Annotated in this window: 24 protein-coding genes; 14 read left to right on the plus strand and 10 right to left on the minus strand. The window is 65.6% G+C overall.

Annotated features, from left to right (window positions below; translation table 11 throughout):
* Window positions 1-15: 15 nt before the first annotated feature.
* The 3 genes from rsmA to ACQY8M_RS22625 are packed head-to-tail and all read right to left on the minus strand — an operon-like array spanning window position 16 to window position 3109.
* Window positions 16-849: a 16S rRNA (adenine(1518)-N(6)/adenine(1519)-N(6))-dimethyltransferase RsmA gene (gene rsmA, locus ACQY8M_RS22615; protein WP_428660002.1), complete on the minus strand. Its 834-nt coding sequence runs from the start codon at window positions 847-849 to the stop codon at window positions 16-18.
* Between the two features lie 2 nt (window positions 850-851).
* Complete coding sequence (gene pdxA, locus ACQY8M_RS22620; protein ID WP_428675446.1) at window positions 852-1817, minus strand: 4-hydroxythreonine-4-phosphate dehydrogenase PdxA; 966 nt, start codon at window positions 1815-1817, stop codon at window positions 852-854.
* 26 nt (window positions 1818-1843) lie between these two features.
* On the minus strand, window positions 1844-3109 hold the full coding sequence (locus tag ACQY8M_RS22625) for a peptidylprolyl isomerase (protein ID WP_428660005.1): 1266 nt from the start codon (window positions 3107-3109) through the stop codon (window positions 1844-1846).
* Between the two features lie 199 nt (window positions 3110-3308).
* On the opposite strand from ACQY8M_RS22625, the gene ACQY8M_RS22630 reads away from it, so the two are divergent.
* The 3 genes from ACQY8M_RS22630 to ACQY8M_RS22640 are packed head-to-tail and all read left to right on the plus strand — an operon-like array spanning window position 3309 to window position 6406.
* Window positions 3309-4307 carry an FkbM family methyltransferase gene (locus ACQY8M_RS22630; RefSeq protein WP_428660007.1) on the plus strand — a complete coding sequence of 333 codons (999 nt, stop codon included), beginning with the start codon at window positions 3309-3311 and terminating at the stop codon, window positions 4305-4307.
* A 6-nt stretch (window positions 4308-4313) separates the two neighbouring features.
* Window positions 4314-5447, plus strand: a complete 1134-nt coding sequence (locus ACQY8M_RS22635) for an AGE family epimerase/isomerase (protein ID WP_428660010.1) — start codon at window positions 4314-4316, stop codon at window positions 5445-5447.
* Window positions 5444-6406: an NAD-dependent epimerase/dehydratase family protein gene (locus tag ACQY8M_RS22640; RefSeq protein ID WP_428660013.1), complete on the plus strand. Its 963-nt coding sequence runs from the start codon at window positions 5444-5446 to the stop codon at window positions 6404-6406. The genes ACQY8M_RS22635 and ACQY8M_RS22640 overlap by 4 nt, the downstream gene beginning before the upstream one ends.
* Here ACQY8M_RS22640 and ACQY8M_RS22645 read toward each other — a convergent pair.
* Window positions 6395-7375: a GDP-mannose 4,6-dehydratase gene (locus tag ACQY8M_RS22645; protein ID WP_428660016.1), complete on the minus strand. Its 981-nt coding sequence runs from the start codon at window positions 7373-7375 to the stop codon at window positions 6395-6397. The two genes, ACQY8M_RS22640 and ACQY8M_RS22645, sit on opposite strands and share 12 nt — an antisense overlap.
* Window positions 7376-7593: 218 nt before the next feature.
* On the opposite strand from ACQY8M_RS22645, the gene ACQY8M_RS22650 reads away from it, so the two are divergent.
* The 7 genes from ACQY8M_RS22650 to ACQY8M_RS22680 are packed head-to-tail and all read left to right on the plus strand — an operon-like array spanning window position 7594 to window position 14764.
* Window positions 7594-8490 carry a GDP-L-fucose synthase family protein gene (locus ACQY8M_RS22650; RefSeq protein WP_428675448.1) on the plus strand — a complete coding sequence of 299 codons (897 nt, stop codon included), beginning with the start codon at window positions 7594-7596 and terminating at the stop codon, window positions 8488-8490.
* Window positions 8490-9446 (plus strand): thiamine pyrophosphate-dependent dehydrogenase E1 component subunit alpha, encoded by a 957-nt coding sequence (locus ACQY8M_RS22655; RefSeq protein ID WP_428660019.1) that lies wholly within the window; start codon window positions 8490-8492, stop codon window positions 9444-9446. Before ACQY8M_RS22650 ends, ACQY8M_RS22655 begins: the two co-directional genes overlap by 1 nt.
* Entirely contained in the window at window positions 9430-10494 is a 1065-nt protein-coding gene (locus tag ACQY8M_RS22660) for an alpha-ketoacid dehydrogenase subunit beta (protein ID WP_428660022.1), read from the plus strand. The genes ACQY8M_RS22655 and ACQY8M_RS22660 overlap by 17 nt, the downstream gene beginning before the upstream one ends.
* Before the next feature lie 32 nt (window positions 10495-10526).
* Entirely contained in the window at window positions 10527-11813 is a 1287-nt protein-coding gene (locus ACQY8M_RS22665) for a DegT/DnrJ/EryC1/StrS family aminotransferase (protein ID WP_428660025.1), read from the plus strand.
* Window positions 11814-11823: 10 nt separating this feature from the next.
* A complete protein-coding gene (locus ACQY8M_RS22670) occupies window positions 11824-12825 on the plus strand; it encodes a galactokinase (RefSeq protein ID WP_428660028.1) in 1002 nt (333 codons plus the stop codon).
* A complete protein-coding gene (locus tag ACQY8M_RS22675; RefSeq protein ID WP_428660031.1) occupies window positions 12825-13793 on the plus strand; it encodes an NAD-dependent epimerase/dehydratase family protein in 969 nt (322 codons plus the stop codon). The genes ACQY8M_RS22670 and ACQY8M_RS22675 overlap by 1 nt, the downstream gene beginning before the upstream one ends.
* The gene (locus tag ACQY8M_RS22680) at window positions 13790-14764 is read left to right on the plus strand and encodes an aldo/keto reductase (protein WP_428660033.1); all 975 of its coding nucleotides are present in this window, start codon (window positions 13790-13792) and stop codon (window positions 14762-14764) included. The genes ACQY8M_RS22675 and ACQY8M_RS22680 overlap by 4 nt, the downstream gene beginning before the upstream one ends.
* Here the strand turns inward: ACQY8M_RS22680 and ACQY8M_RS22685 are convergent.
* From ACQY8M_RS22685 to ACQY8M_RS22695, 3 genes are all read right to left on the minus strand, one after another.
* On the minus strand, window positions 14761-15840 hold the full coding sequence (locus ACQY8M_RS22685; RefSeq protein ID WP_428660036.1) for a hypothetical protein: 1080 nt from the start codon (window positions 15838-15840) through the stop codon (window positions 14761-14763). The genes ACQY8M_RS22680 and ACQY8M_RS22685 overlap by 4 nt on opposite strands.
* Window positions 15841-15937: 97 nt before the next feature.
* Window positions 15938-17053, minus strand: a complete 1116-nt coding sequence (locus tag ACQY8M_RS22690) for a hypothetical protein (RefSeq protein WP_428660039.1) — start codon at window positions 17051-17053, stop codon at window positions 15938-15940.
* 54 nt (window positions 17054-17107) lie between these two features.
* Window positions 17108-17857: a glycosyltransferase family 2 protein gene (locus ACQY8M_RS22695; RefSeq protein WP_428660042.1), complete on the minus strand. Its 750-nt coding sequence runs from the start codon at window positions 17855-17857 to the stop codon at window positions 17108-17110.
* A gap of 187 nt (window positions 17858-18044) precedes the next feature.
* Here ACQY8M_RS22695 and ACQY8M_RS22700 point away from each other — a divergent pair, with 187 nt between their 5' ends.
* Complete coding sequence (locus tag ACQY8M_RS22700; protein WP_428660045.1) at window positions 18045-19916, plus strand: hypothetical protein; 1872 nt, start codon at window positions 18045-18047, stop codon at window positions 19914-19916.
* On the opposite strand, the gene ACQY8M_RS22705 is transcribed toward ACQY8M_RS22700, so the two are convergent.
* Window positions 19913-20149, minus strand: a complete 237-nt coding sequence (locus tag ACQY8M_RS22705) for a hypothetical protein (RefSeq protein ID WP_428660048.1) — start codon at window positions 20147-20149, stop codon at window positions 19913-19915. The genes ACQY8M_RS22700 and ACQY8M_RS22705 overlap by 4 nt on opposite strands.
* Window positions 20146-20724, minus strand: coding sequence for a hypothetical protein (locus ACQY8M_RS22710; RefSeq protein ID WP_428660051.1), 579 nt, complete (start codon window positions 20722-20724; stop codon window positions 20146-20148). The genes ACQY8M_RS22705 and ACQY8M_RS22710 overlap by 4 nt, the downstream gene beginning before the upstream one ends.
* Before the next feature lie 98 nt (window positions 20725-20822).
* On the opposite strand from ACQY8M_RS22710, the gene ACQY8M_RS22715 reads away from it, so the two are divergent.
* The 3 genes from ACQY8M_RS22715 to ACQY8M_RS22725 all read left to right on the plus strand — a co-directional run bounded on the left by ACQY8M_RS22715 (window position 20823) and on the right by ACQY8M_RS22725 (window position 24030).
* Window positions 20823-21395 carry a hypothetical protein gene (locus ACQY8M_RS22715; RefSeq protein ID WP_428660054.1) on the plus strand — a complete coding sequence of 191 codons (573 nt, stop codon included), beginning with the start codon at window positions 20823-20825 and terminating at the stop codon, window positions 21393-21395.
* On the plus strand, window positions 21364-22341 hold the full coding sequence (locus ACQY8M_RS22720; RefSeq protein ID WP_428660057.1) for a Rieske (2Fe-2S) protein: 978 nt from the start codon (window positions 21364-21366) through the stop codon (window positions 22339-22341). The genes ACQY8M_RS22715 and ACQY8M_RS22720 overlap by 32 nt, the downstream gene beginning before the upstream one ends.
* A 111-nt stretch (window positions 22342-22452) precedes the next feature.
* Window positions 22453-24030 carry a B12-binding domain-containing radical SAM protein gene (locus ACQY8M_RS22725; RefSeq protein WP_428660060.1) on the plus strand — a complete coding sequence of 526 codons (1578 nt, stop codon included), beginning with the start codon at window positions 22453-22455 and terminating at the stop codon, window positions 24028-24030.
* Window positions 24031-24032: 2 nt separating this feature from the next.
* Here the strand turns inward: ACQY8M_RS22725 and ACQY8M_RS22730 are convergent, their stop codons facing one another.
* A complete protein-coding gene (locus ACQY8M_RS22730; protein ID WP_428660063.1) occupies window positions 24033-25049 on the minus strand; it encodes a lysylphosphatidylglycerol synthase transmembrane domain-containing protein in 1017 nt (338 codons plus the stop codon).
* Between the last annotated feature and the right edge of the window lie 194 nt (window positions 25050-25243).

The following is a 25243-nucleotide window of genomic DNA, read 5'->3' on the forward strand; positions in this document are numbered from 1 at the left end:
ATTATTTGTGAGCACTCACTCATTTGTCAAGGCCTCTGCCAGGCGCACGAAATCGGCGACAGCCAGCTCTTCGGCCCGGGCAGTCGGCGAAAGCCCGAGGCCCTCCAGAGCGGCGACCGGATTGCCGAACAGCCCGGACAGCGATCCGCGCAACATCTTGCGGCGCTGCCCGAAGGCTGCGGCTGTGACCTTTTCGAGCGAAGTGAGATTGGCCAGCCTCTCACCGGCCGGCCGCGGCGTCAGGTGCGCCACGGATGAGACGACCTTGGGCGGCGGCACGAAGGCGGAGGGCGCGACGTCGAACAGCCGCCGCACCTCGCAGACATGCTGGGCCAGCACCGACAGGCGGCCATAGTCCTTGGTGCGCGGCACGGCGACCAGACGGTCGACGACCTCCTTCTGGAACATCAGCACCATGTCGGCGAGCGCGTCGGCAGACTTCAGCCAGCGCACCAGCAAGGCCGTGGAAATGTTGTACGGCAGGTTGGCGACGATGCGGCGCGGGGCGGGGCCGAGACTCGCCGGATCGATCCCGAGGGCGTCGCCCTCGATCACCTCGAGGCGGCCCGGCGCGGCGATCTGCAATTCGGCGAGGGCGCCCAGGGCGCGCGGATCGACCTCGACGGCAACCACTCTTGCCGCTCCTTCGAGCAGCAGCGCACGGGTCAGCCCGCCGGGCCCGGGGCCGATTTCGATGGTGGTGCCTTGATCGAGCGGTGCTGCCGCGCGCGCGATGCGGCGCGTCAGGTTGAGATCGAGAAGGAAGTGCTGGCCGAAGCGCTTGCGCGCATCGAGCTCATGCCGGGCGATGGTTTCGCGCAGCGGCGGCAGGGCCGCCACGCCGTCCATCCTCAGCTCCCGCGGCGGCGGGCCATGTCGTCGGCCATGGCGAGGGCGGCGATCAGGCTGGTCGGGTCGGCGCGGCCGGTTCCGGCGATGTCGAGCGCGGTGCCATGGTCCGGCGAGGTGCGCACGAAGGGCAGGCCGAGCGTGACGTTGACGCCGCCCGAGAAGTCGATGGTCTTGATCGGGATAAGCGCCTGGTCGTGATACATGCAGAGCGCCGCGTCGTAGGTCGCGCGCGCGGCAGGATGGAACAGCGTGTCCGCCGGCGCGGGACCGCGGACCTCGATGCCCTCGGCGCGCAGCGTCTCGATCGCGGGCAGGATCACGCGGATCTCCTCGTCGCCCATCGCGCCCTGCTCGCCGGCATGCGGATTGAGGGCGGCGACCGCCAGGCGCGGCCGCGCGATGCCGAACAGCGACTTGAGGCCGGCAGCGGCGATACGGCCGGCCCGCACGATGACGGCGGGCTGCAGCGCCTGAACCGCGTCGGCGAGCGAGAGGTGGATGGTGACGGGCACGACGCGCAGGGCGGGGCAGGCGAGCATCATCGCGACATCGGTGCCGCCGGCCAGCTCGGCCAGGAACTCGGTGTGGCCGGGATGCTTGAATCCGGCATCCTGCAGCGTCTTCTTCTGGATCGGGTTGGTGGCGAAACCGGCGATCGTGCCGGCCTGTGCCATCTGTACGGCGCGTTCGATGGCGGCCAGCGTCGCCGCGGCGTTGGCGGGATCCGGATGGCCGGGCCGGGCCGGCACCTCGAGCTTCACGGACAGAACGGGCAGCGCTGTCGCGAACACCGAGGCGGCCTCATGGGGGGCTGCGATCTCCCGCACCGGCACGGCCAGGCCGAGCGTTTCGGCGAGGGCCGCGAGCCGGGCGGGATCGTCGATCGCGAAGAACGGGCGCGTCGCGTTGCGCGCGAGCCATGCCTTGAGGCTGAGTTCGCCGCCCACGCCGGCCGGCTCGCCCATCGTGACGGCGAGCGGCAGCCGCGCTGTCACGGCCGCTTGATGTCGATGGTCGCGACCCGGCGCATATCGCGCATGTAGCGCCGGCCTGCGGCCTCCAGCTTCTGCAGCAGGATCTGCTGGCCGACGGTATCGCGGGTCGGCATGCCGCTGGCGCCCTCCTTGCTGCACAGGGAGACGATCTGCATGCCTTCGGCGACGCGGAAGGGTCCGGCGGTGCCTCCCGCCGAGAGCTTCGGGATCTCCTGGTACATCTGGGGATTGGCGGCGAGGTCGCCGGCCCGTATGCCCGAAAGATCGCCCGAGGTCGCGCCTTTGAGCTGGCGCGCCTGGGTGTGCAGGTCGGAGCACTGGCGAACGCCGCTCATCGCTTTCTGGGCCTCGGCCGTGGCACGGGCCACTTCGTCGGCCGAAGCGTTGATCGGCAAGGCGAGCGTGAGCTGCACCAAGTTGAGGCGCACGTCGTCCGGCCGCGACGTGGCAAAGGGGCGCCGGTCGACGACATAGAGGATGTGGTAGCCGGCGGGCGTGCGAATCGGCTCCGACGCCTGGCGCAGCGGGATCTTCTCGATCGCCGCATCGAGAGCGGAGTCGAGCGAGCCGGGCAGGATCCAGCCGAGATCGCCGCCGGCGCGCGCCGTCGCGCCTTGGGAGAACTGCTGCGCCAGGGCGCCGAAGGGGGCGCCGCGACGGAGCTGCTCGACCACCCGGTCGGCGCTGCGCTTGGCTTCGTCGGACTGATCGACCTTGTCGATCGGTATGAATATCTCCGCTACCCGCGATTCGGTCTTGCCGACGTTGACCCGGATGCGCGACAGCGCGTCGTCGATCTCGGCGTCCGAAACCTCGACCTGCGGGCGCACGCGACGGCGCACGATCTTGGCCCAAGCGATGCCGGCTTCGATCTGCTGCGCGGCAATGTCGTAGGGGACGCCGATGCTCTGCAGATATTGCCTGAACTGTCCGTGCTGCATGCCGGCCGAGCGCTCGATCTCGGCGATGCGCTGGTTGACCTCGGCCTCGGTCGGACGGACGCCGAGACCCTTGGAGTTCTGGATCTGCAGGCGCTCGTCGATCATCTGGCGCAGGAGCTGCGGCGCGAGCCGCTGCTGGAGCTCGGGCGTCTCCTGCATGCCGGCGCTGCGGATGGCGAAAGTGATGCGCTGTTTCAGCTCGAAATCGGTGATCGCTTCGTCGTTGACACGGGCCACCACACGCAGCGCTTGCGCCGAGGCGAGGCCGGGCGCGAGGACGAGGATGACGGCGAGGAAGGCGCGAATGAACAGCGCTGACATTGAACCGTATGTTTGCACTTGAGGGGACTGCATTATATGCCACGCGGCAGTCGCCGCAACGATGCGCTCCAGGGGCGGCGCGCCGCGGCGTCCCGCCTTGACGCGTTCCGGCCGGTAGTTTAGCCGGGTAGCCATATTGGGAGGCTCAGCTTTCGTGCCAGACGGCCCGCGACCGATCGGGAAGGCCAACTTGTGGGGGATGGTCGCTTCCGGTGTCGGCTATCATCTGGACAATTTTGGACGCTGGCTGATCGGCTCCTCTCCCAGGATCGGCAGCGCCTATGCTGCGCTTCTCGCGCCCGCCGAGCCACATCCGCAGACGCAGCCGAGCTGGCGTTTTGCACAGGAATATTACGAACAAAGGCGCTGGCTCGCTTGCCGGCGCGGCGCCTTGTGGGAAGCGGCGGCGCGGCAGGCGATCACCGTGCCGGTCACGCTTCGATGGTACTACGGGACCGTTGTCGACGTGATGCTCGGCAACGACAACAGCCTTTGCCTGTACGTCTGCGGCTCGTTCGAGCCGAATGAGTTCGCCCTGCTCGACAGGACCCTCCGGCCCGGCATGGTGTTCGTGGATGTAGGGGCGAATGATGGCTATTATACGCTATTCGCCGCGCGGCGGATCGGCGCGGCCGGCCGGGTGATCGCCGTCGAGCCGAGCACGCGCGAGCGGATCAACCTGAAGCGCAACATTGCGCGCAACGGACTCGTCAATGTCACCGTGATTCCGGCGGCGCTCGGCGCGACCTGCGGCACCGCCGACCTTCAGCTCGCGCAAGGTGTCCATTCCGGTCACAACACACTCGGCCGTTTCGCCAATGACGGCGTGAAGGCGGAGAGCGTCGAGCGCGTGACGATGCGCACGCTCGACGAGGTGGCCGACGAGATCGGGCTCGATCGAATCGACTTCATGAAGATCGATGTCGAAGGCGCGGAAGCCGCCGTCATCCTCGGCGCGCGCCGTGTGATCGAGGCGACGCGGCCCCTCATACTCCTGGAGATCAGCGACAAGGCATTGCGCGCACAGGGCAGCGATGCCCGGGCGCTGATCGATGCCCTGCGCCGCGATCTGGGCTACGAAATCGGGATCTTCTCGGTGAAATCGGGAAGGATCGAGATTCTCGGCGAGGGCGGCAATCTTTCGTCCAACGTCCTGGCGATGCCGCGCGACCGGGTGCCGGAAATCGCGGGACGGTGAGGACCGTTGGCAGAGCCAATCGAGCCCATTGCGGCGCGGCTGCTTCGATGGGCGGTCGAGCAGGCGCTGCCGGTCTGGGCCCAGGCCGGTTTCGACCGGGAGCATGAACGGTTCGAGGAGCGCCTCACCCTGGGCGGCGCACGGCTTCCCGACGTTCCGATCCGCGTGATGGTCCAGGCGCGGCAGATCCATTCCTATGCGCTGGCCGGGCGAAGAGGATGGTATCGCGACGCCGAAAGCCTCGTGCGGCTAGCCTACGGCGCCATGGTGCGCGACTACCATCGGGGCGACGGCGCGCCGGGCTGGCTTTTCTCGATCGATCGCGACGGGCGGCCGGCGGGGACGCAGCGCGATCTTTATGGTCATGCCTTCGTTCTTCTGGCGATCGGCTCCTATGTCGGCGCCACGGGCGATCGCGCGGCGCTGGCGCTGGCCGACGAGACGCTCGCCTGGCTTGACCGCGACATGCGGGCGGCACACGGCGGCTACGTCGACGCGATTCCGCCGATCGACGCGATGCGGCGGCAGAATCCGCACATGCATCTCTTCGAAGCGCTGCTGAACCTTTGGTCTCATTCGCACGAGGCTCGGTATCTCGAGCGCGCAGGCGAGCTGTTCGAGCTTCTAGCGCGACGCTTCTTCCAGGCCGTTCCAGGTGTGCTGATCGAATATTTCGACGACCGGCTCATGCCGGCATCCGGTGCCGCCGGCTGGATCGTCGAGCCTGGCCATCATTTCGAATGGATCTGGCTGCTGCGCTGGTACGAGCGCGAAAGCGGAACCGCCGTGGGCAGCCATGTCGACGCGCTCTACAGCCATGCCGACCGCTACGGCAGCGATCATGCCGGCCTGATTGTCGACGAACTCCTGGTCGACGGCTCCGTGAAGACGGCATCGCATCGCCTGTGGCCAATGACGGAAGCGATCAGGGCGCATCTTGTCGAGGCCCGCCTGGGCCGGCTGGGGGCGGCAGCCAAGGCGAAGGCTCTCGCCGATCTGCTGTTCGAGCGGTTCCTGTCCGGCGCAACTGCCGGCGGATGGATCGACAGGCTCGATGCCGCCGGCAGTCCCGCCGTCGATTTCATGCCGGCAAGCTCGCTCTACCATCTGCTGGGTGCGATCGACGAGCTGACCCGATGACGAAGAACCTGGCGGGCCCCGTCGCTGTGCTGGGCGGGACCGGCTTGATCGGGCGCCATGTCCTGGAGGCGTTGCGTCAAGCCGGGACAGGGCCGATCGTCGCGACGCATCATCGCCGGCCGCCCTTCGATGCGCCCGATGTGCGATGGTGCCAGGCGGATCTTGCCGTGCCGGAAGGCGCTCGGGAGGCCCTGAAGGGCGCGCGTCTGGCGGTGATTTGCGCCGGTCGTCTCTCCACGGCGGCGGAACTGAAGCGCGATCCTGTCGCCTCGGTGACGGCGACGCTGCGGATCGGGGTCAACGCCCTGGAGGCGGCGGCGCAGGAGGGCGTCGAACGGGTCGTGCTGGTGAGCTCGACCACGGCCTATCCTGCCGGCGCCGGGGCGAAGACCGAGGAGGCCCTGTTCGTCGGCGATCCGCCGGACGCCTGGTTCGGCGTCGGCTGGACGCATCGGTTCCTCGAGAAGCAGCTCGAATGGTACTGCGCCCGGCTGAGGCGTATTGGTGCGGGGATCGTTCTCCGGCCGACGCTGGTCTACGGGCCACACGACGATTTCGACCCCGCTTCGGCGCATTTCGTGCCGTCCTTCATCCGCCGGGTCGTCGAGCGCGAACGGCCGATCGAGATCTGGGGTGACGGCAGCCAGACGCGCAATCTCATTCACGCGTCCGACGTCGCCTCGGCCATCCTGGCGGGGCTGTCGGGCACGGACGAAGGATTCAGCGCCTTCAACGTCGCGGCCGAGCAGAGCGCCAGCGTGAACGACGTGCTGCAACTGCTGATCGAGCTGGACGGGTTCGCGGATGCGGAAGTCGTTCGCCGGCTCGATCGGGCGACGGGGGCGGCAGCGCTCGAAGTCTCGGCGCGCGCCTTCACAGGGCGCTACGGCTGGCGCCCCGCGATGCCGCTGCGCGAGGGCCTCGCAGGCACGCTCGCCTGGCACCGCTCAACGCGTTAGGAAGCGGTCGCCTTCCGTGGCGATGCGCTGGCGCCAATAGTCGAGCAGGTCACGCAGCGTCGTTTCGTAGGGGATCACCGGCTTCCAACCGGTATGGGCCTGGAACTTGGCGGTGTTCGGCACTTGCAAGTCGGCATCGATCGGCCGCAGCCGGTCGGGATCGATCTCGATACTGATGTCGTCCTTGAGTGGCGAATAGGACAGCAGCGTGTCGAGCAGCTGCCCGATCGTGCAGGAATGGGTGCCGCCGATATTGTAGTAGGCGCCCGCGATCGGGTTCACGGTGACCAGCATGTAGTAGGCGCGCACCGCGTCGCGCACGTCGGCGACGGTGCGCAGCGATTGGAGGTTGCCGACCTTCACCACGGGCGGGATGAGGTTGCGCTCGATCATGGCGATCTGCTTGGCGAAAGTCGATTCGGCAAACACGTCGCCGCGCCGCGGCCCGGTATGGGTGAACATGCGCGTGGTCATGATCGTCATGCCGTAGGCCTCGGCATAGAAACGGCCCACCAGGTCGGTCCCGACCTTGGAGATCGCGTAGGGCGAGGCCGGGTGGAACGAGCATTCCTCGTCGATCGGCAGCTTCTCCTTGGGCACCCGGCCGAACACCTCGGACGAGGCGCAGACATGGATCACCGCCTTGGGCGCATGCTCGCGCAGGGCGTCCAGCACGCGCACCGTTCCCTGGACGTTGGTGTCCATGGTGTCGAGCGGCGAGTCGAAGCTGGTGCGCGGGAAGCTCTGGGCCGCGAGGTGGAAGACGTAGTCGGGCCGGGCCTTCACCACCACGTCGCGGATCGACAGGGTGTCGCGCAAGTCGCCATACTGGAGGAAGACCCGGTCGCCGGCATTTATGCGGTGGGCGATATGGCCGAGATTGTCCATCGGGCTGCGCCAGCGGCACATGCCGACGATGTCCCAGTCGGTATTTTCCAGCAGGAAGTCGGCGAGGTGCGACCCCACCATTCCCGTGATGCCTGTGATCAAAACCCGCGGATGCGCCATTTCCCGACCCCGTTGGAGGCGCGCAAACTAGTGCAGGAGGGACATATATGCCACCCGCGAGCAGTCCTTGACCGGACAGGACCGACCCGCCACATTCCGCCGCCTTTTCCGGAGAGGACGTGGACTCCAAGGTTTTCGACACGACAGGCAAGCGCATCTGGGTGGCCGGCCATCGCGGCATGGTCGGTGCAGCCATCGTGCGCCGACTCGGGCGCGCGGGCTGCGATATCCTCACGGTTGGCCGCGAGCAGGTCGACCTGACGCGCCAGGCCGAGGTCGAGCGCTGGCTCGACCAGGCACGGCCCGATGCCGTGATCATGGCCGCCGCGCGGGTGGGCGGCATCCACGCCAATTCGACGCTGCCCGCCGACTTCCTGTTCGTCAACCTGATGATCGGGGCCAATGTCGTGAACGCCGCGCACGCCGCTGGCGTGAAGCGGCTGGTCAATCTCGGCAGCAGCTGCATGTATCCGGTCGGCGCGTCGCAACCGATTTCCGAGGCGAGCATCGGCGATGGCCGGCCAGAGCCGACCAACGAGGCCTATGCCGTGGCGAAGCTCGCGACGGCAAGCCTGGCGGCGAGCTATCGCAAGCAGTTCGGCGCAGATTACGTCACGGTGATCCCGACCAATCTCTATGGTCCCGGTGACAATTTCGACCCGATGATGAGCCACGTCGCGCCTGCCTTGATGAGGCGCATGATCGAGGCGCGCGACGCCGGCGCCCCACGGGTCGAGATCTGGGGATCGGGCAAGCCGCGCCGCGAGCTGATGTTCGTGGACGATGCGGCCGACGCCATCGTGTTCGTGCTCGAGAACTATTCGGCGGCGGAGCCGATCAATGTCGGCATCGGTGTCGATGTCTCGATTCGCGAGCTGGCGGAGCTGGTTGCCAAGGTGGTCGGCTATCGCGGCGAGCTGGCGTTCGATGCCAGCAAGCCCGACGGCGCGCCGCGCCGGCTGCTCGACAACGGCCGGCTCGCGGATCTCGGCTGGCGCGCTCGGACACCGCTTGCCGATGGTCTGGACGAGATGTATCGCTGGTACTGCAAACAAAAGGTTGACGTGGCCGCCTGATGGAAGAGCGTACCAACAACCCTGCGGCCCGCCTCTATCGGTCGATGTACCTGATCCGGCGTGTCGAGGAAGAGATCATCCGCCTCTATCCCACGGACAAGATCAAGAGCCCGGTCCATCTCAGCATCGGGCAGGAGGCGGTTTCCGCCGCCGTTTGCGATCACCTGGACAAGAGCGACGTGGTGTTCGGCACCTACCGCGGCCACGCGCTTTATCTCGCCAAGGGCGGTGACGTGCCGCGCATGATGGCCGAGCTTTACGGCAAGGTCGACGGCTGCGCGCGCGGCAAGGCCGGGTCGATGCATCTCGTCGATCCCGAGGTCAACATGATGGGGACTTCGGCGGTCGTCGCGACCGGCATCTCCAATGCGGTCGGCGCGGCGCTCGCGCTCAAGATGCAGAGGTCGAAGGCGATCGTGGTCTGTTTCTTCGGCGAGGGCGCGACCGACGAAGGCGCCTGGCACGAGAGCATGAACTTCGCCTCGCTCCGGAAGCTGCCGATCCTGTTCGTCTGCGAGAACAATTTCTACGCGATCTACAGCCACGTGAAGGATCGCCTGGCCGGGCCCGGCCTCGGCGCGCGCTCGCGTGCCTACGGCATCGAGGCGGAGCTGATCGAGGACCATGTACCGATGACGCTGCACGAACGCGCCGGCGCCGCCGTGGCCGCGGTGCGTCGCGGCGAGGGGCCGCGCTTCATCGAGTGCATGACCTACCGCTGGCGCGATCATGTCGGTCCGACGGAGGATCGCGTGCACAAGTACCGGCCCGACGCCGAGCTCGACGCCAAGATCGAAGGCGACAATCTTCGGATCGTCGGCGACCTGCTGTCGGCCGATCTCCGTAGATCGATCGAGGATGCCGAGGAGAAGCGGGTAGCCGAGGCCATCGCCTTTGCCGAGGCAAGTACCTTCCCCGAGGACAAGGAGATCCATGACCATGTCTTCGCCAGCTGACAATCGGACCCTCACCTATGGCGAGGCCGTGTTCGAGGCGACGCGGTCGGAGATGGCACGCGATTCCAAGGTCTTCGTCATGGGGCAGGGCGTCGACGACGCGCGCGGCATGTTCGGTACGACGCTCGGGCTGCATAAGGAATTCGGGGCGGAGCGCAGCTTCGACGTGCCGCTGGCCGAGGATGCCATGACCGGCATCGGCATCGGCGCCGCCCTGATGGGTATGCGGCCGATCCAGGTTCACCAGCGCATGGACTTCGCGCTGCTCTGCATGAACCAGCTCGTGAACATGGCCGCAAAGATGAGCTACATGTTCTCGGGCGCCCATCGCGTGCCGATGGTCGTGCGGGCGATCATCGGGCGGAGCTGGGGACAGGGCGCCCAGCACAGCCAGGCCTTTCATTCCTACTTCATGCATATTCCCGGGCTGCGGGTCGTGGCGCCGACCACGCCGCATGATGCCAAGGGCTGCCTGATTGCCGCGATCCGCGACGACAATCCGGTCGTCATGATCGAGCACCGCATGCTGCATAACGTGCGCGGTGTTGTGCCTGAGGAAAGTTACGAGATCCCCTACGGCAAGGCGCGCATCCTGAGCCCCGGCAGGGACGTCACCATCGTCGGCATCAGCCACATGGCGCTGGAATGCGTGCGCGCCAAGCACCTGCTCGAGGCAGCGGGAATCGATGCCGAGGTGATCGATCCGGTGTCGCTATCGCCGCTCGATATCGACACGATCTCGAAATCGGTCGAGCGCACCGGCCGGCTGCTGGTGGTCGACACCGGCTGGCTGAGCTGCGGCGCTTCGTCGGAGATCCTCGCCGAGGTGTTCGAGAAGATCGGCCATCGCCGGCCGTTCGTCGCGCGCCGTCTGGGATATCTGCCGACGCCGTGCCCGACGACCAGGATCCTCGAGAACCTGTACTATCCATCGCCTCAATCGATCGCCGAAGCGACCTACCGGCTCGTGCGGGGCGCCGATGCGCCGGCCTGGCAGCCGGGCAAGGTGGACAGCAGCGAAGTCGCCGAGTTCCGCGGCCCGTTCTGAAGTCAAACGTCATTCAAACACCCGAGGAGTCGATGGCCGACAAAGACGCTTTGCGCGCCGCGGTATTCAAGGCAGTCGAGGACTACTGCGCCGCCGATTTCGGCTATTCCTTCGACCCGAAGAACCCGATCGTGCGGCTGCATGAGCCGACGTTCTCGGCCGGCGAGATCAACGCCGCGCTTGAGTGCCTGCTGTCGACCTACGTCACGATGGGCCCGAAGGTGAAGAAATTCGAGGAGGTGTTCGCCTCGAGCTTCGGCTGGACCGACGGCGTGATGAACAACTCCGGCTCCTCGGCCAACCTGCTGGCCGTGGCGGCGCTGGCCAATCCCGCCACCGAGGACGGGCTCCGGCCGGGCGACGAGGTGATCGTGCCGGCGCTCTCTTGGTCGACGACGGTGTGGCCGATCATCCAGTGCGGGCTGAAGCCGGTGATCGTCGATATCGATCCGGCGACGTTCAACATCGATCCCAACGAGATCGAGAAGGCGATCGGCCCGAAGACCCGCGCCGTCATGATCGTGCCGGTCTACGGCAATCCCTGTGCGATGGACGCGATCGTCGAGATCTGCAAGCGCCGCAACCTGATCCTGATCGAGGATTGCTGCGAGGCGCTCGGCGCCTATTACGACGGCAAGGCGGTCGGCAAGTTCGGCCGGGTCGGCACCTTCAGCTTCTACTTCTCGCACCACCTGACGACGCTCGAGGGCGGCATCACCGTCACCGACGATTTCGAGCTAGCCGAGCTGATGCGCATCCTGCGCGCGCACGGCTGGGTGCGCGAGGTGAAGGACCGCGACCGCTGGCTGAAGAAGTATCCCGAGTTCGATCCGAAGTTCCTGTTCGTCAACGTCGGCTACAACCTGCGCCCGATGGAGCTCAGCGGCGCGATGGGCCTGGTGCAGCTGCCCAAGCTCGCGGAGTTCGTCGACACGCGCCGCACCAACTCGGCCTGGTTCCGCCGCGAGTTCGCGCAGTACGGCGACTTCTTCGACTTCCAGGAGGAGCAACCCAAGGGCCGGCACTCGTGGTTCGGCTTCCCGATGCGGGTGAAGGCCAACGCGGGCTTCACCGTGACCGAGCTCACCCGGGCGCTGAACGCCAACCATGTCGAGACACGACCGATCATTGCCGGCAACATCGCACGCCAACCGGCGCTCAAGTTGTACGACCATCGTGTGGTCGGCGACATGAAGCACTCCAACGCGGTGATGGACGGCGCATTCTCGTTCGGCAACCACCAGGACGTCGACTCGGGCGCCCGCGCCTATGTCGCCGAGCAGGTCCGGGCTTTCCTGCGTTCGCGTTCGCTGATCTGACAGACGTCCGATGATCATCACGCGCACCCCGCTTCGCGTCTCCTTCTTCGGGGGCGGCACGGACTACCCGGCCTGGTTCCGGGAGCATGGCGGCGCTGTGCTGGCGACGACGATCGACAAGTACCTCTACCTGCACTGCCGCTACCTGCCGCCGTTCTTCGATTTCCGCAGCCGTATCGTCTGGTCGCAGATCGAACGCGTGCAGGACCCAAGCGAGATCGCGCATCCGGCGATCCGCGGCATCCTGCAATGGCTGAAGATCGGCGAGGGCGTCGAAATCCACCATCACGGCGACCTGCCGGCGCGCACCGGCCTGGGCTCGAGCTCGTCCTTCTCGGTCGGGCTCCTGCACGCACTGCATGCCCTGCGCGGCGAGCTGGTGTCCAAGCGCAAGCTCGCCGAGGAGGCGATCTACGTCGAGCAGCAGGTGCTGCAGGAGAACGTCGGCGTGCAGGACCAGATCCAGTCGGCTTTCGGTGGCTTGAACCGCATCGACATCCGGACCGATGGCTCGTTCGAGGTCTCGCCGCTGGTCGTGCGCGCCGGGCGGCTGGCGGCCCTGCAGAAGCATCTGCTGCTGCTCTACACCGGCCTGTCGCGCCATGCCTCGGAGATCGCCGCCGAGCAGGTCTCGACCATGGGCAGCAAGACGGCCGAGCTCAAGGCCATGCGGGCCATGGTCGACGAGGGCGAGCGCATCCTGGTGGGCAATGGGGATCTGCGCGATTTCGGCCGTCTGTTGCACGAGAGCTGGACACTGAAGCGCGCCCTGTCGACGAAGATCGCGCCGGCATTCGTGAACGAGATCTACGACACCGCGCTTCAGGCCGGAGCCGACGGCGGCAAGCTGCTGGGCGCCGGGGGCGGCGGCTTCATGCTGATTTTCGTCGAGCCCGAGCGGCGCGGCGCGGTGATCCAGGCGCTCGCCAAGCTCCTGCCTGTGCCCTTCCAGTTCGAGCGCGGCGGCACCCAGATCGTCCTCTACGAACCGACGACGCAGAACGGTCACTGATGAAGCGGACGCGCGTCCTGGTCTGCGGCGCCACCGGCTTCATCGGCCGGAACCTGGTCGAGGCACTGAGCCGCCGCACCGACATCGAGGTCCATGCGCTGCGCTTCACGCGGCCGGCCTACGAATGTCCCGGCGTCACCTGGCACCGGGGCGACCTGCGCGATCCGGCTGTCGTTCATCGCCTGGTCGACGGGATGGACGTGGTGATTCAGGCGGCCGCCACGACGTCGGGATCGAAGGACATCGTCAGCACGCCCCATATCCACGTGACGGACAATGCCGTCATGAACTCGCTGCTGTTGCGTGCCTGCTACGACCGGAAGGTCGGGCACTTCGTCTTCTTCAGCTGCTCGGTGATGTACCAGCCGCGCGCGGTGCCGTGGCGTGAGGAGGAATGGGATCCGGCGGAAGAGCTGCACCGCAACTACTTCGGCTCGGGCTGGACCAAGATCTACATCGAGAAGATGTGCGAGTTCTTCAGCCGGCTGGGCGTCACGCGCCACACCGTGATCCGCCATACCAACGTCTTCGGGCCGCACGACAAGTTCGATCTCGAGCGCAGCCACGTGTTCGGCGCGACAGTGACCAAGGCGATGACCAGCACGACCGGCAGCATCACCGTCTGGGGAACGGGCGAGGAGGCGCGCGACCTGATCCATGTCGACGACCTCGTCCGCTTCGTCGAGCTCTGTCTCGAGCGCCAGCAGGCGCCCTACCGGATGCTGCATGCGAGTTCCGGCAATGCGATTCGAATCAAGGATATCGTCGCCAGCGTCGTCGCGGCCTCCGGACGCGACCTGCGCATCGAGCACGACCTGGCCGGCCCCACGATCAAGACGTCGTTCGCGTTGGACAGCAGCCTGGCCGCGGAAGTGATCGGCTGGAGGCCCGAGGTACCGTTCGAGGAGGGCGTGCGCCGCACTGTCGAGTGGTGGCGTGACGCCCATGGCGGGGCTCGACGGCCGTGAAGTACCGGACGCTCGGCCGGACCGGTCTTCGCGTCTCGGAGATCGGATTCGGCGCGTGGGGTATCGGGGGGCGCACGGCGGGCACGACGTCCTACGGCGACACCGACGACCGCACCTCCCTTGCCGCGCTCGGTCGGGCGCTCGACAGGGGCATCGCCTTCTTCGACACGTCGAGCGCCTACGGCGACGGCCACAGCGAGGAGTTGATCGGGCAGGCCTTCGAGCACCGTCGCCCGAGCGTCGTCATCGCGACCAAGGCGGGTTACGATTCCTGGGATCGGGCGCCGGACTTCTCGCCGTCGGCCATCGTGGCCTCGGTTGAGCGCAGCCTGGCGCGGCTGCGCACCGACTACATCGATCTGCTGCAGCTCCATAACGCACCGATCGAAGCGGTGCGGACGGGCGGCCTGCGCGAGGCGCTGGCCGGGCTCGAGGCGGCGGGCAAGATCCGCGCCTGGGGCTTTTCGGCAAAGAGTCCGGCGGAGGCGATCGCGGCGGTGACCGAGCTCGATGCGCCGGTCGTGCAAGCCAATTTCAACATGATGGATGTGCGCGCGGTCGAGAGCGGGCTGTTCGCGGCCGTCGAACGCCGCCGGGCAGGGCTGATCGGCCGCACGCCGCTCTGCTTCGGCTTCCTGTCGGGCACGATCACGAGTGACACCGTCTTTCCGCCCGGCGACCACCGGCTCGGCTGGTCGAAGGCTCAGCTGGCGAACTGGATCGAAGGCGCAGCGGAGCTGCTGGCGGCGATCGGGGCGGATCGAGGCACCGGCGGCGCGCAAAGCGCGTTGCGCTTCTGCCTGGCCTTCCAGGCGATCTCCACGGTGATTCCGGGAATCCTGACGCCGGCGGAAGCCGATGACGACGCAGCGGCGAGCGATCTGGGGCCGTTGCCGGAGCGGGCCATCGAGGCCGTGCTGGAGATCAATCGCCGGCGCCAGTTCTTCGTGAGGCCGACGGCCGCGACTTAAGCCTTGCCGGCGGGCTCCCAGGCGGCGCGGCACAGGACGCGCTCCTCCAGCGCCACGTCGGCGAGTCCCCAGTTCTCCGGCTGGGAGGGCTGGAATCCACTGCCGCGCGCCCAGCCCCTCGCCGGCTGCACGAAGTTGCGCTCGATGGAAGGTCCGATGACGGATTCGACGCCGCGGATTTTTCGCCGGGGATAGTCGAACAGCAGCCGCGCCCGATAGGCTGCCCGCTGGCTGACTTTCTCCGACAGGAACTTGTCGAGGACGCGCTGCCAACCGGCCCACATCGGGATGATGCGCGCATTGTTCAGGTTGCCATGCGACGGCTTGTAGACGCGGCAGTCGTCCTGCCAGCGGTGTTCGCGGACCCCAATGGCCGCGGCGGCATGCATGACCAGCGAATCGATATCGAGGGTGAGGGCGGTGTCGTCGCGCGGATGGCCGCGCAGGCGCTGCCAGTGGCGGACGTCCATCAGGGTGAAATCGCCACAGGCGTTAGTATGCAGGTTCCGCAGGTTCCAATGGGCCGACTGCTCGATCCAGGCGTGCGACTTGGAGGGCAGCTGCGCCAGCCGGGTGAGCAGGGCCGCGTCGTCGAGGTCCCAGATCGACTCGTCGTCGATCGCGACGTCGTGGCGATCGATGCGATACATCGTATTCTCATCGAGGTCGCGGCGCGCCAGCATCGCAATCGTCGGCGGCGAGAAGAAGGTGTCGCTGGCCTTGGGGGTGACGAACCGGCCGCGGGCGCGGCGGATGCCCACGTTGGCCGCTTCGCCGGCGTGGAAGCCGCGCTCCTGCGCCCCGATGAAGCGCTCGTGATGGCTGGGGTCGACGACGAGGCCTCGGATGGCGACATGGCGCAAGGCTTCTGGAACGGCGATGACCTCGAGCAGCCGGGGCCGGTCGGGCGGCGGATTCCAGTCGGCGATGATGATCTCGGCATCGATGCCGGCGCGTTCGAGCTGGCCCGCGAGGCAGGCGGTGGCGCGGCTGACCCTTTGAACGTAGGAAGGCGCGTAGCCATCGTTGCGGCCATAGGTGACGAAGGTGACGTAAGGTCCGGCGTCGACGCCCATCAGCGCAGTTTACCGCCAGAGAGACAGAGGGGCATGAGATTGCCGGCGTGCACTATGGACGATCCTCGCTCCATCAATTCCGACTGGCCCGCCGGCGCTACGAAGATGCTGCGCCCTGCAGCCCAGCGCTTCCCGGACCGTCGAACGCCAGGGCGGCGTCCCATTCGGCACGGCATAAGACCCGCCGCTCGAGCGGCACTTCCGCCAGCCCCCAGTTCGCGGGTTGGGTTTGCTCAGGCATCGTGCCATGCGCCCAACGAGTTGCAGGCACCACGAAATTACGCTCGATCGACGGTCCAAGGACCGATTCGACCCCGCGCACTTCACGCCGTGGGTAATTGAACGATTTACGCGCCCAGTAGGCTGCCTGTGCATCGACCTTTTCCGACAGGATCCTGTCGAGCCAGCGTTGCCAGCGACGCCAGACCTGCTTGACGCGTTCGTTGGCAAGGTTGCCGTGGCTGGGCTTATAGATGCGGCAGTCGTCCGGCCAACGGCACTCGCGTACGCCGAGGGCCGCAGCGGCATGCATGATCAGGGAGTCGCCATCCAGCACCAGCACGGAGGGATCCCTGGGATAGCCGCGGAGATAGTGCCAGTAGGCGCCACTCATCAACATGAAATCACCGCAGGCATTCGTGTGGAGATCCCGGATGTCCCATTCCGCCGGCTGCGTGATCATGGCGTTAATCGAGGATGGCAAGGTCGCAAAAGCCGCAAGCAAGGCCTCGTCGTCGAGGCCCCATATGTGCTCGTCCGTTATCGTCACGTCATGACGGCAAACGCGGTACATCGTGTCGACATCGAGGTCTCTCCTGGCGATTCTTTCGATCGTTTGCGCCGAGAGAAACGTGTCGCTCGACTTTGGCACGACAAATCGTCCACGTGCTCTGCGGAGGCCGATATTCGCTGCTTCCCCGGCATGAAAGCCGCGCTCCGCTGCGCCAGCGAATCCTGCGTGATGCTCTGCACCGACGATGACACCCCAGATGCTGACGTGCTTCAGCGCCTTCGGCAGATTCACCACCTCGAGAATATGCGGGCGGTCGGGCGGCGGATTCCATTCCGTGATGATGATCTCCGCGTCGACGCCCGCTCGGTCGAGCTGTCCGGCCAGGCATTGCATTGCCCGTCGCACGCGCTGGATGTAGCCGGGCGTATAGCCGTCGTTGCGGGCATAGGTGACGAAGGTGACGTACGGAGCCGCGATCATCTTCCGTGCTTGCCGATGATCACGCCGGAAGGACACTTGCTGGCGAGCGGGCACTCACAGGCGCAGCCCGAGAAACTTGCGGAGGTAGAGCCGTACGATCATCAAGAGAACCAGCGAACCATTGTAGACGATCGATCGTTTGGTCACCCCTCCGATCCGCAATGGCTCATCGCCGGGAATTTCCGCGGCGCTCAAACCACGCAGCGCGCAGATACCGGTGATCAGTGGCTCGAGCACCGGCCCCTTCATATAGAACTCGAGGTCGGGATCGAGCATGATCTCGCGGCGGTAGCCACGGTAGATGTTGAGCGCATCCGTCACCGGAAAGCGCGCCAGAGGGCGCATCAGCCGCGAGAACATCCAGTTGCCGAGGGCGGAAATGGCGTGATCGTCCTCCGATACGGCATGGTCCAGATAACGGGAAACGACTACGTGATCGAAGCCCTCGCGCAGTTTTGCAACCAGCTCTGGAAGCTGTTCCACCTTGCAGTTCCCGTCCGGGCTGAACTCGATCACATAGTCATGTGGCAGGGCGCGTGCTACGTCGAAGATCGCGTAGTGAAGACCGCGGCGCAGCTGCGTGGCTACCGTCAGTCCCATCGACATGGCGTACTCGGTAGTGCCGTCTTTCGAGCCGCCATCGATGACGACGATGTCGTCGACCAGGGAACGGTCGATGAAGGGGATGACCGCCTCGAGGCCCCTGAGCTCGTTCAGGGTGGGAAGAAGAAGGGCGATGGTAAGGCGCCGCGTTTCGGTCTCAATTGTCGCTCCCGTGCTGCCCACGGGCACATGTAAATCCATTAATTGCTCTCAGCGGTTCATCTCTTTCTAGTCTTCGGCCATGGGGGCTGCAACTCGCTCTCTGCCGCGGCGGTCCGATATCCGCCGTGCAATCCGCCATGGCTTCTCCTAGAATCCGCGCGCAGCGGAGCGGCGCGGGACGTCGGGGAGGCAGCGTGTCGGACGACAGGAGCAATCGATTGCCACCATGACGGTCGCGCATCCGGAAGGCGGCACCCTGGGAGGTTGGCTTGGGAAACGCGCCTCGCCGCGGCAGGTTCCGCTGGTGGCGATCGTGTTGTTCTCGATCGGGGTGGCGTTCGCCTTCTCACCCAACATCCTGCAGGTTTACGGCATCCATAACGACTATGAGATGCTGAACTTCAAGAGCGCGGGCTTCTTCCACCCCGAGGCCGAGGCCCTGTTCGCCATCGTACGGCCGGTGGCGGCGCTGCTGACCAACCTCACGATGCTGCCCGTTGAGACGCTGTCGGACTATCGATGGACGCGCATCTTCTCGTTGTTGACCGTTTGCGTCCTCGGCTACCAATTGATGGCCATCTGCCTCCACCGCTTGCGTACGAGGGTGCCGGACGCCGTCGCCATTGCACTGGCGGCATTCCTGGTTCCGCCTTTCATCTACTCGGTCCTGAACGCCACCGCCTGGTCGCCGCATCTGTTCTGCGTCTTTCTCGTGCTCGTAGCCTACGCGATCCTGAGCCGGTCCAATCTGCTCCTTCTTTCCTTTCGCGAGGCCGTCGACCGGCGGGACTATCGGATGCTGCTGGTCCAGGCGCCGGCCTATGCGCGGCTGAAGCCGGTATGGTCGGCGAGCATCGTCTATCAGGTTGCGCTCTACGACTATCCGCCGAATGCCATGATGCTGGTCCTGTGTCCCGTCATCATGGTGCTTTTTTCGCGCGCTCCGGCATTTTATCGCGGCATCGTCGCCTTGCGCGACATCGCCTTTGCCGGCGCCAACCTCGTCCTATTCGCCATCGGCGCCAAGCTGATCTACCTGCCGGTCGCCCGTCTGTTCACGTCCCTGGGCAGTGGCGCGCCGAACCCCGCGGACGCCGATCCGCTGGCGGAGCGGCTGACGACGACGTACAATTTCGCCTTCAATCTTGACCCGCGCGTCGCTCTGGAGCGCCTCGGAAACCTGTTCTCGGTGGCCGGAGACCTCTGGTTTCTGCCGCAGACCGGATTCCATGTCGCGTTGGGGATCGTCATGGTTCTAGCGCTGATCCTGGCGCAGCTTTCGACCCTCCCGGGACGCGGCACGAAAACACCGACGGCGAGACTCGAAGCCGAGCCCTTGCTGCACCGGCTCAACCTCAGGGAGAGCGGGCTGTCCGCCCTGCTGGCGATCGGGGTTTGCATCGCGTGCTTCGTCGTGGCCGGCTCGGCGATCCTGGCGTCGGCGACCGGCTTCATCACCTACCGCACCATCGCCGTGCCCACCGCCATCCTTGCCGTCGTCTCGCTCTTTGCCGTCCGAGGCGTCGTCGAATGGGGCTGGCGGATCGTTGGCGGCTCGCCGTCCCTGTCGGAGCGGGTGGCCGACGCGGCGATGGGTTTGCTGGCGCTGGCTGCGGTTGGGGCGAACTTCTACATGAACTACTTGACGTTGCGACTTGTTCGCAATGAATTCGCCTACTTCACCGCTGTCGTGCGCCACGCTGTCGAGACGGGGTCGAAGACCGTCGTCATCGTCGATCCGCGGCCGTTCAGCCTCCCTGAGGACATTCCGGTGGTCTACGACCGGGCCGGTCGGGCCGTCCCGCCCTACGAGCTTGGATGCCTCTCCGGCTACTGCATGCAGAGCGGCTCGATCGCCCAGATCGCGGCGGGGGAACTGGGCTATCCGCGAGGCGCGTTCAACGTCTTCAGCGCACGTGGCGGGCGGGCGATCGAGGGCATGAGCTGCGCGGCCCTGGCGGACGAAAAGATCCCCGTGCCAACGACTGCCACGCCGCAGGCCCGTGCTTCGATCAAATGGTATCGCTCGCTCGCGCCGTTGACCTGCATGCCGTATAGCCTCGATTGGCACGATGTCGGAAAGGATCTCGGCCACTAGCGAAAGAACGAGCCCAGGGCCGGCGGTTTCGCGGGGGGAGGCAGCTCGTCGAGCGCGTCCATGCTGCGGGCGAAATCGACCAATTCCTGTTGACGCTTGCGCAGGCGCTCGTAGCCGTCGTGCAGGTCGGTGGCCCTGGCGGCGAGAAGCAACTCGGGAATGTGGAGGCTGTACATCCCGCCGCGGTACGTGACGTGGATGGTGTAGCGATGAAGGCGCTCGTCGTCGGTCATGTCGGTTTCGTTCCCGGCGCTGTCGTTGCTCGGGCATGGTAGCGATCGAGGTACCAGATGCGCATGCCGAGCACTCTGCCGAGGATGGCATAGAACTGTCCGATCCGGCGGCCGCTCGGGGTCAGGGCGAGTTGCGATCCGGTGCGCTCGATGACGCCGATCTCGGCACATTCCACGAGGCGTTTTTCGAGCACGTCCGAATGGGTGTAGAAGCTGAAAAGATCATCTTTCGTCATCCGGTGCCCGGGAGCCTGGTAGATGAGGTTGAGGATGTGCGCAGAGATCGATCGATCGACGCTCGTCGGACCGAGCAGATTGTACAGCGCGCCGAAACCGAGAAAGGCGAAGCCGGCGCCCACGCATGCAACCGCTTTGGCTCCCTCCGAGGAGAAGGACCCGCCCAGCACCAACCAGCCGATCGCGCTGCCAATCACTGCCGACGCGCCGACCATGATGTTAACTGTGGAAAGGATATTCCTTCCTCGGAGCACCCGGACTGCGATTACATGCAGCGGCAAGAAGACGATCCCGCTGATCACGAGCACTGACGCAAAGAGCAACAAATCCGTGAACATCGATGGTCTCGTTCCCCGAGGTGAAAGCTTGTAGACATTGGCAGTCCGGACGGTAAGTTCGCCCCTTCAATATACCATGCGACGGCGCCGAGGCTTTGATGTCGCAACAGTCGATCGATCGACCGGAACCCATCGTCAATCTGCTGGAAAAGAACGGCAGATTCTTCTTTTTTCAACCCGATATCGGCGTGATCGCGTCCGACAATGGCATCGAGGGGGCGTATGAGAAATTTCTCGGTGCTCGGCGCGCATTTTGGCAGGAGGCGAACGCCGCTGGCTTGACTGCCGCTGACCGCGGAGAGCCGGCGACGCCGGATTCGACCGCCCCCCTGCGGCGGAGCGGCATTTCCGTGCCTCAGGGCAGGGGGGTGGCGGCGGAACTCGGTCTTTTCGCCGCCAAGCTGCTGATTGGCCTGGCACTCGTTGCAGGGATTGGAGGGCTGGTCGTCATGCGCGCTGCCGAAGGCGTGAGCGGTGCGGTCAACCGGACGTTGGGCGCCTCGGCGTCGATCTCTCTGGCTGACGTTTCGCGCAAGGCTGCCGACATCGTCAAGGACATCAAGTCTCTGACGAGAGAGGAGAAGGAGTCGCTCCGCCAAAGCGTAGGCGAGATAGCGCGAGAGATCGAGCCCATCGTCGATGCGTGGCGCAATCCGCCAGCCAGGCCATGATGGAGGCGACCTGATCCGCATGCGTTCCTTCTTTGACCCGACGTTGATCGAACGCAATGGTGTGGCGTTCATTCGTGAGGACCAGATCGACAATGCGCTCGGTCGTCTGATCCCGAACGTCCACATCACCAAGGGCCGCTACGTTCATCCAGCGCATGCCGAACTGCGGGATTTGGCCTGGAACCACATGGACCAGAACCATAGGCCGTTCATCCATCGGACCTATAGCGACGCGATGCGCGTTCACATCGGCGAGGAGGCTGCATTCTCGCTGACGCGGTTCGGGAAGTGGCCGATGGTCGTGCCGGTCTTCGACGGCCACTACAAGGACAACGGCTTCTATCAGGTAGTGTGCCTGTTCGGGTTGTTCGTCGTCATCAATTTCATCGCAGCCCGCGCGGACGGCCAGCGGACATATATGGAGATCGATTGGGCGATTGCGTCGCATCGCCTGCTGCGCTTCCTGCATCCCGCGCTCGATCGCAGGTTGCGGCGCCTGAACGAGGTTCAGAACGTCGAAGACGAGGGCGTGCGCGACCGGCGCGTCGCACTCAGGGCGGACGGGTATCGTTTCCAAACCGACAATCCGGATTTCGTGAACTCGAACGTCGTCAGCAACAATGTGATCTTTCCACCTGTTCTAATGCCGCAAGCCGTCTCTCTTGCCGATCTACGGGACGGAGAGGTTCGCCGCATCGACGTCGACCGGCGAGCCTATCTCGTGCGGCGCGCAGGGGAGGCGGTTCAGGTTTGGCCCGCAATCTGTCCGCATGAAGGCGCTGCGATTGGACCGGAGCATGTGCGCGCCAATGGCGTAAAGTGCCCTTGGCACGGCTTGGAGTTCGGCATGAGGTTGCTGCGGCCGGGCTCGCCGGGGGTGACGATGTGTGGCGCTCGAGTGGAATTCAAGGACGCCTCCCTGATTGTCGGCGCCGCACCGGGCTGACCTGGCCCGCCGCGGCCGGCAGGATTTCATGCCATTGAAGTCGCGGGATTGCGCGCGATATAAGTAGCGCTTCTGATCGGTCACTTTGCCTTCGTCGAAAATGGGTTTTTCATGCCTGACTGCGGATTGGCTAACGTCGATCGCGGCCCTGCTGCGGTCGTTTGCCTGCTGAAGTCTCCAGCGCTGCTGAACGCCTTTGCCCTCAGCACGCTGACCGCCCCGCCAATCGGCATCGCCTATCTCGCGGGAACGCTCAGGGATGCCGGAATCGCCTATCAGGTGGTCGATGCCGTCGGCGAGGCGATCGATCAGATCGTTCCGCTCGACTTCTGCGATGCCTACGCCATCGGTCTTACGATGGACGAGATTGTCGCCCGCATCGACGAGCGCGCGGACATTATCGGCCTGTCGTGCATGTTCTCTTCCTCGTGGCCCTACGATCGCCGGCTGGTCGACAAGATCCGGGAGCGCTTTCCGAAGGCGACAATCGTGCTGGGAGGCGAGCACGCCACGGCCTGCGCGCGCTACATCCTCGAGACCTGCAACAGCGTGGATATCTGCGTGCGTGGCGAGGGCGAGGAGACGTTCCTCGCGCTCGTGCGGACCTTGCGGGACAGGGGCGATCTCGACGCGCTCCCCGGATTGGCTTTTCGGCGCGACGGGCAGCCGCATTTCACGGAGGCGCGCAAGCGCATTCGCGATATCGACGGCATCCCGGTGCCTGCCTGGGATCAAGTCCCGATCGACAAGTACATGGCGAAGGGATTGGGCCACGGTTCCTCGACCTTGCGCAGCATGCCCTTGATGGCCACGCGCGGCTGCCCTTACCAATGCACGTTTTGCTCCAGCCCGCAGATGTGGACTACCCGTTGGATGGCCCGGACGCCATCGATGGTCGTGGACGAGATGCAGGCCTACATAGAGCGATACGGCGCGCAGAATTTCGATCTCTACGATCTCACGGCGATCATCAAGAAGAACTGGATCATGGATTTCGCGAGCGAGATCCTGCGGCGAGGCATGAAGATCGAGTATCAGCTGCCGAGCGGTACGCGCAGCGAGGCGATCGACGAGGAGGTCGCTGAAATTCTCTACCGCTCGGGTTGCCGGCAGATGAACTACGCGCCGGAAACAGGCTCGGCAGCGACGCTGGAGCGCATCAAGAAGAAAGTGAAGCTTCCAAGGCTGGAGCAGTCCCTTCGTGGCGCCTGCCGGAATCGCCTCAAGGTGATGGTGAACATCATCCTCTTTCCCGACGATACCGGTCGCGATGTGTGGGAAACTTTCAAATTCATGCTGCGCTGCTCCTGGGCCGGCCTGCACGACATCACCTTTGTGCCATACGTGCCGTATCCGGGGGCCGAGCTCTATGATCGACTGGTGCGCGAGGGCCGGCTGCCGGGCCTGGGCGAGGAATACTTCATCAGCCTGCTGACCCACTCAGACATCACCACGGCGAAATCGCACAATCCGCGTTTCTCGGCACGGCAGGTGCAGTGGCTGAGGCTCGCTTTCCTGTCGCTGTTCTACTCGTCCAGCTACCTGTTCCGGCCGTATCGCGTCTTCACCAACCTGCGCAACGTGATCCGCAACACCCCAACGACGCGAGGCGAGCGCACTCTGCGCCTGCTGATTGAGCGCGTGATGAGGATTCGTCGTGGGCGAGTGGCTCAGGCCGACCCAGCCTGAGCTCAGGAACGGCTTGCCGTGGCGCGCTTCTCCGCGGCCGACAGCAGGTCTCTGTAATTGATCTTCTGCGTCGTCACGGCGATGCCGGCGATCAGGAGCGCAGCCCCGAGCTGAAACGTGTGCGCGATGATCGCGAAGGGGATCGCAGCCTCGAGCGGGACCTTGAACAGCGACAGGGCGACGACGGCCGCCGCCTCGAAGGCGCCCAGCCCGCCCGGACCCAGCGGGATGACGAAGCTCAGCGTGATTGCGGCCATGACGAAGGATGTGCTGGCGATGGTCGGTTCGATCGACACCGCGCGCATGCCCAGCCAGTAGGATAGCCCGACGACCGCCCAGATCATCGCCGTCAGGAGGATCAGCGGCAGGAACACTCTCCAGTGGGCGATCGCGGCAGCCGCCGTCAGGACGTCGGCGGCGATGGCGTGCAGCTTGCGTCCCCACGAGACATTCAGCCGGTTCAGGAGGCGCTCGGCCATGCCCAGCAGAGGGCGCCGGAATGCCACGACAACCACGATCCCCAGCACCGCGACAGCGGTCGCGGCTGCCAGGATTGGAGCGGCCTGGCCCACCCAGCCGGCGGAGATCGGCGCGAAGGCGAGGGCGGTGAGGAAGAGCAGCGAGACGAAGACGAAATCACAGAATGCGTCGGCGATGATGGCCGTCAAGCTGCGATGGATCTCGATGCCGAGGCGGTGGCGCAACAGGAGCGTCACGACCACGTCTCCCGCCCGCATGGCGGTGAAGGAGTTCACCGCCATGCCGAGCATCGTCGCTGCCCAGATCGGCACGTATCTGGCGCGCGGGGCGGGACCCAGGACGCACAGCAGGAACTGGAAGCGCAGCGGCCGCAGGAACAGCGACGCCGTCCAGGCGGCCAGCATCAACGCCAGATCCGGCGCGGAGGCCCCGAGGACGCGGCGCTGGAGATCGCCCCAGTCGACATGCGAGAGCGTCCAGGCGGCGCCGGCGCAAAAAACAGCGAGGACGACGAGGCGTGCGGCCAGCCTGGAGCTCACTTTGAGCTCGGGGAAGGCGGGACACGCGAGATGCGCGCGGCCTCGAAGCGGACACAGGGGCGATCGGGCAAGACTTGTGCCGTCCTACGTGGTTGCAATATGACTGGATATTCCTTATCTCACGGCGGAACACTTCCCCGTCGTCTTCTCGCCGCGCGCATCAGCGAATTACTTGAAGAGCTCCTGAATGTCGG

Origin of the sequence: Reyranella sp. (genome assembly GCF_965279465.1) — a bacterium.
Lineage (GTDB): Bacteria > Pseudomonadota > Alphaproteobacteria > Reyranellales > Reyranellaceae > Reyranella.